4 protein-coding genes and 2 tRNA genes are annotated in these 13,028 nt (G+C 71.3%); all 6 read right to left on the reverse strand.

All coding sequences use genetic code 11. The features are described 5' to 3' along the window. Positions 1–8 precede the first annotated feature (8 nt). Positions 9–3,791 (reverse strand): type IIL restriction-modification enzyme MmeI, encoded by a 3,783-nt coding sequence (locus SM757_RS20835; RefSeq protein WP_322466899.1) that lies wholly within the window; start codon positions 3,789–3,791, stop codon positions 9–11. Beyond that, positions 3,788–6,673 carry a helicase-related protein gene (locus SM757_RS20840; protein WP_322466900.1) on the reverse strand — a complete coding sequence of 962 codons (2,886 nt, stop codon included), beginning with the start codon at positions 6,671–6,673 and terminating at the stop codon, positions 3,788–3,790. Before SM757_RS20840 ends, SM757_RS20835 begins: the two co-directional genes overlap by 4 nt. Then, entirely contained in the window at positions 6,670–10,335 is a 3,666-nt protein-coding gene (locus tag SM757_RS20845; protein ID WP_322466901.1) for a hypothetical protein, read from the reverse strand. The genes SM757_RS20840 and SM757_RS20845 overlap by 4 nt, the downstream gene beginning before the upstream one ends. A 222-nt stretch (positions 10,336–10,557) precedes the next feature. After that, positions 10,558–10,633, reverse strand: a tRNA-His gene (locus tag SM757_RS20850). Positions 10,634–10,684: 51 nt separating this feature from the next. Then, the gene (locus tag SM757_RS20855; protein ID WP_322466902.1) at positions 10,685–12,610 is read right to left on the reverse strand and encodes a SurA N-terminal domain-containing protein; all 1,926 of its coding nucleotides are present in this window, start codon (positions 12,608–12,610) and stop codon (positions 10,685–10,687) included. A 122-nt stretch (positions 12,611–12,732) separates the two neighbouring features. Further along, positions 12,733–12,808, reverse strand: a tRNA-Val gene (locus tag SM757_RS20860). Positions 12,809–13,028 lie beyond the last annotated feature (220 nt).

Here is a 13,028-nt window from a genome sequence, read left to right on the forward strand (position 1 = left end):
CCGGCTTTTCAACGCGACAGATTCAATTCCAGCAGGCGCCGCAGCACCTCATGCCGCGCAGCGTCGCCCAGCGTGAAGCGCAGACGGTCGTGCTCCGGCCGGCTCTCCACATCGACGAATCCGTGATTCAAATCCAGGTCGCGCCAGCCGTAGGCATGGCTCACGGCAATATCCAAAGAGACCTGGAGGCGGCGCAGCACCCTCAAATCTTCGAGCGCAGCGCGCGCCGCCTGCATTTTCAAATTGCGAGCCGCCGCCAATTTTTCCGCACCCAATGACGGGTCGTGGAAAAAATTATAAATCCCCGTCAGACCGACGTTCAAACGCAGCATCAGACGCCGGCGGTGCTCGTGGTAATGCTCACCCAGGGCGGCCAATTCAGCATCCGGCACCCGCCACAAATTCCCGGGCAACACAAAGGTCTCAAATGCCTGGGTGGACGAATAACGCAACTCTTGTGCAAACGTGCCGCTGTATTTTCGGGCCCACACCTCGTGCAGCGTGGACTGCAGCACGGCATAGATATCCCAGCGGTCCGTCGCCAAGACCTTGAGCGTGTGCGCAAATACCATGGCGGCCGGCACGGCGGAGAAATTCAGATATTTGGTCGTGGCCGTCGCCACGAAACACCGCGACAATCCCGCCAGCCGCGCATACAACTCCACCGTGGGTCGCTTGAATTGCCACCATTTCTCACGCAACGGCGCCTCGGCATGGGCATCCCGATAAGGTTTCACATGGGTTATCAGCCATTCCAGCGCGGCTGGATATTGCCGGACCTCGCTCAAGGGTTCGTCCGCCATGTAAATCACATGGCGCCCGGGGCGCTGCGCCGGAGATTGATTCACTTCCTCGCCGTGCAGCAGCGGCAACAGGACCCGCCTGCAGCTCGGGCCCCGCCGAAGCAAATCCGCAGCCTGGGATTCATTCAACAAAAAACCGTCGCCCACCCATTTGGAACCTTCGAACATCCACTTCCTGTTTTCCGGCAGCGGCTTGGGCAATAACACCTTGGAATCACCTTCCTCCAAAAATGCGTTGATACGCGAAACGGGTTTGCCGTCCAAAATGGCTTTTTCAAGCGCCACACCCTTGCGCAAGGCCAGCAGCGACACCCTGACGTTGGCGCTCCCCGGCCATTTCACGCTGCGCACGGCAAAGGCAATTTGCGCGCCCTTGCTCAGCAAAAACTCTAAACCATCGCGGCGGATGTTGCCCTCCCGGATGGAATTGGTGGCAACCAGCGCCAGGCTGCCGCCGGATTTTAAAAGCGCGTACATGCGGCGCATGAAAAACACCACCATTTCACTCAAGCCCGTGGGCGCATATTCCCAAGCCGCATAGTTGCAGAATTCCCGGCCATGCACGCCGCTGATGAAGGTGCCGCCCAAGTAGGGCAGATTGGCCAGCACGCAATCAAAGCCGCCCTGGGCCAGGACTTCCGGAAATTCCAGGAACCAGTGGAAAATGCTTTGCTTCCTGGCCACGGCGGAAGCACGCTCAAATGCCGCCACCGGCAATACCGGGTCTCCGCGCCAGCACCTGTCAAATTCGCATGCCGTCACGAGCTGATGGGCCGTATCCGACCGTTTTGGCAAGTAGAACTGTGCGGCGGGGATATCGGCCAATTGCCGCAGTGCCTGCACGGCCGGAGATTGGGACAATTCCAGAAATTTGTCTTGCTTGGCCTTTAAATCTTGCGGCGTGTGCTCCGGCATGGTCTCAAATGCGCGCCAGTCGCGCAGTGCACTTTGCAGCCCGCGTTCCACAGGCGCGTTGAAACACGGGCTGCCCTGCCCCGCCCGCCCGGCCTGGTTGCGCCGGCGCAGCGCGGCGGCCACCGCCTTGTCGTCGCCCGCCTGCGCCGTGAACGCTTCGCTGGGAATGGAGCGGCGCGCAATGTCCTCCAGCCGGGCCGTGCCCACGATGGCGTTGCCCTGCTTGATGTGATGGTCCAGAAAGCTCAGCGGCTCGCCCGGCAAGTGCGCCTCCAGCCACAGCGCCACCTTGCACAGCTCCACGGCGAGCGGATTGAGGTCCACGCCGTGGATGCAGTGCCGGATCACGTCGCGCAGCGCGGTGCGCCAGGCCGTGGGCGACGGCTGCGCCTCGCCGCTGCGCGCCGTGGCCAGCGCTTGGGCGATGCGCCGCGCCGCCGCCAGCAGCAGGTGGCCGGAGCCGCAGGCCACGTCCACCACGCGCAGCGTCAGCAGCGCGGCGCACGGGTCCGGCGCGCGCTCGCAGGTGGCCAGCAGCGGCGCCAGCGCGTGCTGCAGCAGCGGCTGCACCAGGGACTGCGGCGTGTAGTGCGCGCCGCTGCGGGCGCGCGCCTGCCCCCGGCGCAGCTCGAAGGCGGGCTCGGCCCCTTGCCACAGCAAGGCGGGGCGGTAGTCGAGCAGGCCCTCGTACACGGAGCCCAGTTCTTCCACGTTCAGCGCCGCGTAGTTCACCCGGCGCGGCCGGCCGCCCTCCGGCGGCGTGTATTGGCCCAGCGCGCACAGGGCGGCCAGCAGCGTGGCGTTGTCCAGGCGGCAGCCCGCCAAGTCGCCCAGCGCCTGCTGCGCGAACAGGCCGCCGGCCAGCGGCGTCAGGCCCAGCGCGGCGCCGGGCCCACCGGCCTCGAACAGGGAAAAGGTGAACAGCAGCGCGGGCCACAGGTCGCCATGGCGCTCGCTGCCCGGCGGCGGCCGCTCGGCCAGCCGGCGCAGCCGCTGCAGGCCGTAGCAGCACTCGTACAGCGCCCGCCCTTGGGCCGGCGCGCCCGCGGGAAAGACCAGGCCGCGCTCCTCCACCACCAGCAGGAACAGCAGCCGGTAGATCAGCCGCAGCAGCGCGCCGAAATAGGCGTCGGCGCGAACGTCGGCATCGGCGTCGGTGGCGGCCTCTGAGGCTTGGTTGGTGCCCCCGCCTTCCAGCACCCGCTGCAGTGCGCCGTTGGCCGGGTGGCGAATGAAACCGTTGGCCAGGGCCAGCAAAGCCTGCTCCACGGCGCGGGCCAGGCCGGCGCGTATGCGGGAGTCGGCCTCCAGCGAGTCCTGGTGCCAGCGCTCCAGCCAGCACGCCGCGGCGGCGTCGGAGCGCGCCGGGAAGCGGCTCACGTGCAGCAGCCGCACCAGCAGCGCGAAGTCGGCGAAAAGCGCTTCGCTGAAGAGGCACTCCAGGTCGAACTCCACGCAGCAGAGCTGCGCCAGCCGGGTACTGTCGCGCAGCAGCCGCAGCACGCGGCCGTTGCTGACCAGGGCGTACAGGGTGTCGCTCTGGTGAAGGTAGTCCTGCACCAGGGCATGGGCCGAGAGGCGCGGGGTGGCGGTGGCCGATCCAGCCGCCGGGCGTGCGGACCGACCACCGGACAGGCTGCGGGAGGCGTTGACGGACGCCGTGCCGGCCTTGCCGGGGCGGCGGTCCAGCCCCGCCGCCTCGTGCCAGCCCAGCACATGCACCACGACCCCGGTGGCGGCGTCTCGGTGCGACAGCGCAAAGTGCCGCCCGTCCAGCTCCACGCCCTGCGGCTGGAATTCCAGCCGCCAGCCCAGCAGCCCAAGCAGCGGCAGCACCCAGTGCTGGCGCGTCTCGCGGGTGGCCGCCGCACCGGCGGGCAACGCGGCCAAGCGGCGCTGGAAGCCGCGCCACAGGGCCTGGGCCTGGACCCAGGCGCGGGCGATCTCGTCCTTCACGCTCACGTGGGCCGGCAGGCCGAAATCGGCCGGACGTTGGCCGGGCAGCGCTTCCAACCGGTCCAGCAGCTCGGCCGACAGCAGGCCGCCTTCGATGCGCAGGCTGGCGAAGCTCATGTCGGCCCCTGCGGCAGCAGCACGTACACGCCCAGCACGTCCATGGGCAGCAGCGGGCGCAGCACGCGGCAGCGCTGCGCCTGCACCAGGGCACCGAAGCGCTCGTGGGCCGACACCAGATGGCCGGCGCGGGCCTCGCCCAACGCGGCCAGGGCCTCCGCCTGGCGCGGGAGCTGGCACAGCTCGTGGTCCAGGAAAGCGGCGCGTGCCTGGGGCGAGAGGTCCGACGCCGCGCCCGCGCTCTCCAGCAGCACCCGCGCCTGGGCCGTGTTCAGCAGTTCCCCGCGCGACGCGGCGCCGCGCCAGCCCCACAGCAGCATCTCCTCGGCCACGAGTTGCTGGCCGCCCTGCTCCACGGCCAGCACGGTGCGGCAACGCAGCAGCAGCAAGGTGGTTTTCACCGCCACGGCCGGCGTGCGCATGACGGCTGCGCGCGCGGCGCGCGGGCCCTGGCGGGCCAGGGTGTTGTCCAGCACGAGGCGGCACAGCCGCTCGACGAAGGAGTGATTTCGACCAAGGTAGGCAAAGCCGGCCGGCGTGGGCGAATGGAAGCTCACGGACACGGCCTCGGCGCTGTCGGCACCCGGCAGCGCTTCGCGCAGCGTCGGCGGCAGGTGCGCTGTGCCCACGCGCCAGCCCGCGCCCTGGGCCGCCACGTGCACGCCCAACAGATCCGCGAGCGCGCGCAGGATGAAACGCTGCACGGCGGGCGGGTCGCCCAAGGCTTCGTCGACCTCGCGCAAGTCCGCCTCGATGTCGGCGGGCCGCAGGGCGTGGGCGGCCAGGGCGTCGCGCGCGGCCTGGCCCTGGGCCACGGCCTCATCCAGCTCCCGGTCCACGGCGCGCAGCGCCGCGGCACCGGCCGCGTCGTCGCTGAAGTCGAACAGCAGGCCCTGTGCGCCCTGGCGCGTGCTCAGGCCCCGCTGCGGGTCCAGCAGCAGCGCGCGGGCGATGGTGTCGGCCACGGCGCCGGAGTCCTCGGGGAACGGCACGTGCAGCCCGGTGGCGCGGTGGATCTCGCGCACCTTGCGCAGCAGCACGTCCAGGACGACGCCGTCCATGGGGTTGTCCGCCCCGTAGAGCAGGCAGGTGGACACGGTGGCCGCGGGCTGGCCGAAGCGGTCCACGCGGCCCTCGCGCTGCTCCAGCCGGTTGGGGTTCCACGGCAGGTCGTAGTGCAGCACGGCCGAGAAGTGCTCCTGCAGGTTGACGCCTTCGCTCAGGCAGTCGGTGGCCACCAGCACGCGGCGCCGCGCGCGGCCCAGGGTGGCGATGCGCTGGCGGCGCTGCTCGTCGGCCAGCTCGCTGGTGACGACTTCCAGCGCCAGCCGCGGGAGGTCGGCCTGCAGCAGCGGCGCCAGGTGCTCGCCCAAGTAGCGGGCCGTCTCCAGGTAGCGGCAGAACACCACCACGCCCAACGGCGCGGGCCCGCGCAGCCAGGCCAGGAGCTGGGCGGCCGTGGCGGCCAGCTTGTGGTCGGCCTGCACGCCGGCCAGGGGCTGCAGCGCTTGGGCCAGCTCGCGCAGGTGGCGGCGCTGGGTGTGCGTCCACGGCGCGCACTGCAGGCTGGCGGAGCCGGCGACCTCGCGCTCGGGGCCCTGGCCGGCGTCGGCCACGGTGGCGAAGAAGAGGTCGTCCTCGGGGATGGCGTGGGCCGTGGCGGCGGCCTGCGACGGCGCTTCGTCCAGCCTGGACAGGCGTTTGCGAAGCATGGCCAGGCCCGCGGCCGGGCTGGACATGGCGCCGCGCAGCAGGCCCAGCGCCGCCCAGAAGCGTGCGCGGCCGCTGGCCTGCCCGCAGGCGCCCGGCGCCACCAGGCCGCGCGTGAAGGCCAGCAGCCGGTGGAACAAGGCGAGATACGCGGGCGACAGCGCGTAGCGCAGCTCGCACGCCTCGCGCTCGGGAAAAGGCGTGTCCTCGCCGAGCCAGTGGCGCACGTCGGCGCGGCGGCGCTGCACGAGGTGGCCGGCCAGCTCGGCGCGCTGCGCCGCGGTGGCGGTGGGCAGGTCGAGCCGCTCCCACCCGGGGCGCAGCAGCCCAAGCAGCGAGCCGAATTCCTCGGCCTTGCCGCTGTGCGGCGTGGCGCTGAGCAGCAGCAGGTGCTCACCCCGCGCCGCGATGCGGGCCACGAGGTGGTGGCGCTGCTGCTGCGCGGGCGCGGCACCGGCGGGGCGGGCGCAGGCGTGGGCCTCGTCCACGATGACCAGCTCCGGCGCTTGGGCGGCAAACACCTCGCGCCGCGCGTCGGACTTGATGAAGTCCAGGCTCACGACCTGAAAGGGAAAGTGCTCGTAGACGCTGGTGTCGCCGCTGACCTGGCGGTCCAGCCGCGCCTGCGTGCCGCTGCGCAGGACGACGGCCTCGATGTCCAGCTTGGCGCGCAGCTCGGCCTGCCACTGCTCGCACAGGTGCGGCAGGCACAGCACGGCAAAGCGCCGGATGAGGCGGCGCTCCAGCAGCTCGCGGGCGATCAGCAGGGCTTCGACGGTCTTGCCCACGCCCACGTCGTCGGCGATGAGCAGCCGCGCCCTGGGTTGGCGCAGCGCCAGGGCCAGCGGGACGAGTTGGTAGGCGCGCGGGCGGAAGGACAGTTTCCCCAGGCAGCGGAAAGGCCCGGCGGCGTGGCGCAGCGCCAGCCGCGCGGCGTCGTGCAGCAGCCGCGCGGTGGCGAAGTCGCCCAAGTCGGCGGCCGAGGGCGGCTCGAAGCGGACGGCGCGCGGCGGCGTCTCGCCCAACGGCAGCCAGACGCCGGTGATCTCGTCCTCGCCGCCGCCCAAGGGCTGCAGGAGCAGCAGTTCGGGGTCGCTGCTGGGCAGGACGACCCAGTCGCGCCCGCGGTGCGTGACCAGGCTGCCCGCCGGCCAGGCGGTGGCCGTGCTCACCGCTCGCGCCGGAACAGGTCGGGACGCCGGGCGACGCAGGCGGACAAATCCTCGTCGGCGGCCCAGGTCCAGACCTCGTCGCCGCGGTCCAGCAGCGCTTCGCGGCCGGCTTCGCCCTCGCTCAATGACAGCGGGTCGATGCAGAACACCCAGCAGCGCGGCTTGAAGTAGAAGTCCGGCTGGACGTAGAGGCCCTGCACGGTGCGGCGCACGGCATCCGGCAGGCGCAGGCCCTGGGCGTGCAGGAAGCTCAACAGGCGCCGCGCGGCGGTGGCCTGCGGCGGCAGTTGGCGCAGCAGTTGGGCATGGCGGGCGTCGTAGTCGTCTCGCGGCGTGGACAGGAACAGCTCCAGCGAGGCGGCGGCCAGGCGTAACAGGGCGGTTTGAAGCGCGGTGTGCAGCGCGGGCGCGGCCTCGTGATGGCGCAGGCGGCGGGCCTGCGCCATCACGCCGGGCAAGGCCCGCGGCGACGCCAGCAGCACGCGCAGCACGTCCAGACCGCCCTCGCCCGCTTCGTGCAGAAGCAGCGCGGGCGTTGGGCCTTCGCCCAAGAGCACGCCGTCCAGCTCGCCGGGGTGCAGGCCGAAATGCTGCTCGGCGGCACGGGGCAGCAGCCGCGCCATCGCCGCCAGGGTGTCACGGTCCAGCCCAAGCGCTTGGGCGGGCGTGAGCAGCAAGGCGTCGGCGGGATGGGCCGTCCAGGGCATCACACGGCGGCGCAGGCCGGCGGCCTGGGCCTGCGGCGGCGATGAGGACGGTGCCGGCAGCTCGGCCAGCCACTGGCCGCCGGCGAGATCCAGCGGGAAGCCCGCTTCCGGCGCGCCGTGCCAGTGGCGTGCGAACTGGACGATGCGGGCCGACTGCAAGTAGCGCAGGTGCAGCAGCGCTTGCCCGTCGGCGCTGAGGGTGGCGCGCGGGTCTCGCGCCGCGGCGGCGGCGTCCGGCAGGGCCAGGGCGGTGCTGATGCGCAGGCCGCGCGCGGCTTGGGCCTGCGCAAGCGATACGGCCTCCGCCACCTCGGCCACGCCGTCGCCCAGGGCCAGCAGGTCCCCCAGGCGCTCCCAGTCGGCCTGCGGCAATGCCGCGCCGGTGAGCGGGCACAGTTCGTCCAGCGCCTGTTCGCCGGCCAGCCAGCCGCCGCTTGGGCGTGCCAGCCGCGCCCGCGTCAGCGCCGCGGCGGTGTGGGCCGCCAGGATGCGGCGTACGCGGTAGTCGACACCCTGGTGGCGCAGGCGCTGCAGCGGGCCGAAGTCGCGCAGCGCCTGCGCGCGCGGTGCGCGCAGCAGGCTGCCCTGCCCGTCCGGCGTGGGGACGAACAGGCGCAGCGGCCGGCGCGGGTGGTGGTGGGCCGGTATGAAGCCTTGTTCAGCGAGCAGGCGCAGGGCGTCCAGGCCGCCGTCGCCCTCGCCGCGCAGCAGGCCCAACAGGCGCTGGGCCTGGCCGCGGTGGCGTTCATGGCGACGCCAGGCGGCGCCGTCGCGGCGCAGCAGGCCGCCTTGCAGTGCCTGGGTGGCACGCTCCAGGTCGGCGCGGGCGGCGCGGTAGAGAGTGCGCCAGGCGTTGAGCGCTTCGTCCAGGCGGTCGGCCAGGGCGTCCAGGTCGTCGCCGGGCGCGGGCGGCAGTGCCGGCAGGGCGCGGTGGGCGGCGGCGTGCACGCTGGCGCGGGTGGCGGCGTCCAGGCGCAGGCCGGCACGCACCGCGTCGCGCAAGGGCAGCTCGCGCCGGGATTCGTTCACCAGCGCGGTGACGGGACCGGCAATCCAGGGGATATCCAGCGCGGACAGGGCCAGGGCGCGCAGGTGCGCATGCAGGCCGTCCGGGGCGAGCAGGTCCATGCGGGGCGCACGCACGGGCTCGGCGCCCGGCACGTCGCCGGTTGGGCCGCCGCCGCCGCATTCGCCGAGCACGAGAGCGCCGCACGCGGCCGTGGCCGCAGGCTGCGGCGCTGGAGGGAGCCCGGCGAGCAGCTTGTCGTCCTCCGGCATGGCGGGGTTGAAGGCGGTGCGGGCGGCCGGATCGAACAGCAGCGGCGCGGCCATGAACCAGCCCTGCCACGGCAGCGCGGTGGTGTCGCCGCAGCGGCCCAGGGCGTCGAAGGACAGCCGCTGAGGGAACCAGCGCTGCACCTGGGGATGAGGCCCGCTGCGGTCGCGCTGCAGCCAGCCGGCGGGCAGGAAAGCCGCCGCCGCGCCCGCAGGCCAGGCGTGTTCGCCGGGCAGGAGGTAGCCGTCCTCGCCCTCGCCCACGGCGTTGAAGGCGCGGGGCAGCAGCCGCTCGCCGACACGGCTGACGCAGTAGAAGCCGTGGCCGGCGCCGGTGCGGCTGAAGGCCATGGGAAACAGCGGCCGGCCGTCGTCCGTGGCCTGCGCGGGCTGCAGGGTGGCGACGCGGCGGCCGTCCTGGTCCAGCGTGGCGTGGACGGGGCCGGGGTACGGCAGCGCCTGGTGCAGCCGGAAAGGCAGCGCAGGCAGCGGCGACGGACCGGCCGGCGCCGCGTTGTTGACGCGGCCCAGCCACTGCAGCAGGCCGCGCAGGGCACGGGTGGCGGTGGCGGCGTCCACTTGCGCATCAGCGGCGAGTTGACGCACCACGTCGGCCCACGGGCGGGCCGGGCCGCGCTCCAGGCGGTTGCCGGCGCAACGCAGCGCGAGGTGCCGCTCCAGCCATTGGGCCAGGGGCGACGAGAGCAGCTCGTCGCGGTGACCTCCGCCGGGGACGCCGGCGGCGACGGCAGTGGCGGCTTCGTGCAAGGCCGCGGCTGCAGGCGCGTGGCCCATGGGCGCCGTCACGCGGGCGAACGATTCCAGCACCACCTGCGCCGCCGTGAAGGGGCGGCCCAACAGCGTGGCGGCGGCTTGGGCGAGGTCGGCCTGGCGCTGCCCGGCGGGCGCGTCCGGCGCCCAGGGCGCGCAGGTGGCGATGCAGGTGAGCCTGCGCGCGCACTGCGCCTGCAGGCGGCGCAGCAGCAGCGCCGCATCGGCGCCGGCCCGCCCGCGCCAGCCGTGCAGCGCCGGAACCAGCAGGCAGTGGAGCTGTGCCAGGAGGCGCTCGCGCAAGGCGGAGCCGCCTTCGCCCAGCAGCAGGCGGTCCAGCGCCACGGGCGTGGCCAGCAGCAGGTCGGCATCGCCCTCGATGCGGGCCTGGCCGTCCAGGCAGGCAAGCTCCAGGGGGAAACGCCCTCCCCGCGCCGCCTGGTGGTTGCGGGCGCAGCGGTAGAGCGCATCGGCATGGGCCTGCAGGCTGCGGGATGTGGCGCAAACGATGAGGGCGCGCGGCGCGCGCGGGCCGGGGTCGCCAAGCAGCGCGTTGAGGACAGCGGCCAGGCCGGGCTCGGCGGGGGCGAGGCTGGGTTCGACGGCGCAGACGACGTCCTGGCCGGCGGCGACGCGGCGGGCGGCTTCCAGCTCGTGGCGGTGCATGGGCCGGCCTTGCAGCAGCGCGTCCAGGTCCGCATGGAGGACACCCTGCGCCGCGAGAGAGGCCGCCGTGCCGGCGGGCTCGAACGATGGTTCCACGCGCAACCAGGGCGGGGGCGCGAGGCGGTCCGGCGCGAGCTGGGGCTCAAGCGCGGCCAGGAACTGGGGATCGAGGGTCTGAAAGGAACTGCGGATGTACTTCGAGTGCGCCTCGACCGCCCGCTGGTGTGCCAGCAGGACGTCCATCTTCCGCTCCCCTCCCCGTCTCTTTTCCCGACATGTGGTGTTGTATTGCAAACGTCACTAAATGTGACATTCGGGCATGTCCGTAGAGGAAGCACGGAGCGCACGCCCCGGTATGCGGAGCATGCAAAGCAGCAAAAGGCCTATGTCCTGTGCAGGACGGCACCCAGAAACGACAAAGCCTCCGCGAGGGAGGCTTTGCGCTCGGCATGGCTGCCTAGGTTTTGGGGTGGCTGATGGGACTCGAACCCACGACGACCAGAATCACAATCTGGGACTCTACCAACTGAGCTACAGCCACCGTCGTTGGAGAACGTGATTGTAATACGCTTTTTTGAAGCTGTGCAAGCCCTCAGCGCGAATTTGTTGAAGCCGCACCTTCGGCCGGCACCGCGGCCACAGCAGGTGCCTTGATCTTGACGTCGAAACGCTTCTTCAGCGCCTCGTAATAGGCACGGCCTTCGGCAGCGGCCCAGGCCTGCGCGTACTGGCCTTGCAGGGCGGCAAGCTGCGGCGACTCCTTGGGCGGCTCGACCTTGAGCAAACGCGCGACCACGTAGCCCTGCGGCGTCTCGGCACCCAGCAGCGCGGGCAGTTTGCTCGCATCGGCACGCAGCACGGCCTCCAGGGCCGCGGGCGAGAGGTCGCCACGCTCCAGGCGCGACACGGTGACCGCCGCGGGCAGCGACGCGGCAGCGGCATCGCCACCCTCCTTCAGCTGCGCCAGGCGCTTTTCGCCGTCCTTGCGCGCCAGCGCCAGCGCCTGCTCGGCCACCACACGCTCGCGCACCTGCAACTGCACTTCCTCGAAGGGACGCGTGCGCTCCGGCTGGTACTGCACCACGCGCGCCGAGGCGAGCTGGTTGGCGCCGATTTCAACCGCCTCGGTGTTGCGCTTGTTGCGCAGCACGTCGTTGGAGAAGATGGCTTCCAGCAGCTTGGGCGATGCCAGCGCGCCCGTGGCCGCCGGGGCGGGCGTGCGCTGCACGGTGGCGGCCTGCTTCTTGAGCTTGAGCTTGTCGACGACGGGCTGCAGCGAGTCCGACTGTTCGTACACCGTGTTGGTGAACTGCTCGGCCGCCTCGGTATAGCGGCGCTGGGCCAGCTGCTTCTTGACCTCGGCTTCGATCTCGGGGCGCACGGCGTCAAACGGCTTCTTCTCGCCGCCGCGCACGGCATCCAGGCGGATGATGTGGTAACCGAAATCGCTCTCGACCACGTTGCTGATCTCGCCGGGCTTCATGGCGAAGGCCGCATCCTCGAAGGGCTTGACCATGGCGCCGCGGGCGAAGAAGTCCAGGTCGCCGCCCTTTTGGGCGGAACCGGGGTCCTGCGACTCCTTCTTGGCCACGTCGGCAAAGCTCGCCGAGTTCTTACGCAGCTCGGCCAGCAGCGCCTCGGCCTTGGCCTTGGCCTTGGCGCGCTCGGCGGCGGGCTGGTCCTTGTCGGAGGCGATGAGGATGTGGCTGGCGCGGCGCTCCTCGGCGCTGGTGTAGCGCGCGGCGTTCTCGTCGTAATACTTGCGCAGGTCGTCTTCGCTCACGCTCACGTCCTGCTGCAGCGCGGCCACGTCCAGCACCACGTATTCGATGCTGGCCTGCTCCGGCGCCGTGAACAGCGCCTGGTGGCCGTCGTAGTACGCCTTGAGCTCGGCATCCGTCGGGCTCACGCGCGAGGCGTAGTCGGCGGCGGTGAACCGTTGCACCTGCACCTGTCGCTGCTGCAACAAGGCGTCCAGCGCCACCTTCTGCGCCGCCGGCATGGCGGGGCCGGTGGCCATCACGCCGTCGAGCACCTGGCGCAGCGTGAGGTCGCGGCGCAGCCGCTCGGCGAACTCCGCCGACGACATGCCCTGGGCGGCAAGCATGTCGGTGTTGATGGAGTTGTCCGGCTTGCGCAGGAAGGCGTACTGCGGGTCGTTGATGAACAGGCGCTTGAGCCGCTCGTCACTGACCGCCAGGTGCTGCTTCTCGGCCGCGGCCAGCAGCACGCGTTCGCGAACGAGCTGGTCTAGCGTCTCGCGCTTGAACTGCGGCGAGTCCAGCAGCTTGGCGTCCACGCCCGGCATCTGGCGGCGCATGCGCTCGGCCTGCTGCTGGTGCGCCGCGTCCCACTGCTGCTGCGTGATGGCATGGCCATCCACTTCCGCCACCGTGGCATTGGCGCCCTCGGTGAAACGGCTGTAACCCTGCACGCCGAAGAAGACGAAGGACGGAAAGACCAGCAGCACCAGCAGAAACTGCAGCAGCCGGGTGTGGGTGCGAACGAAATCGAACATGGGTTCCTCGACCTGGGTCCTGGGATCGCGGCACAGCAAAAACGCATCCCCGGATACGACAAAGGCGAACCACGGTTCGCCTTTGTGCCATCTGCTGTGCCGGCCCTTGAGCCGCCGCGGGGTGGTGGGTGCTGAGGGGTTCGAACCCCCGACCTACGCCTTGTAAGGGCGCCGCTCTACCAACTGAGCTAAGCACCCGCGTCGGACCGAAACCGCTAGTGTAACCGCGCCGCGGGCGCCTTTTGGACACCCCTGTCGGCACCGACACTTCGTCGGCTCACCCGGCACGGCACGAGAAGGCCGCCGCCGGGTCATCCAGAAAAAATGCCCGCTGGCGCGGGCATTTTTTCGAATCTGGCTCCCCGACCTGGGCTCGAACCAGGGACCTGCGGATTAACAGTCCGTCGCTCTACCGACT

The sequence above is a fragment of the Azohydromonas lata genome (genome assembly GCF_034427735.1).
Lineage (GTDB): Bacteria > Pseudomonadota > Gammaproteobacteria > Burkholderiales > Burkholderiaceae_C > Azohydromonas > Azohydromonas lata.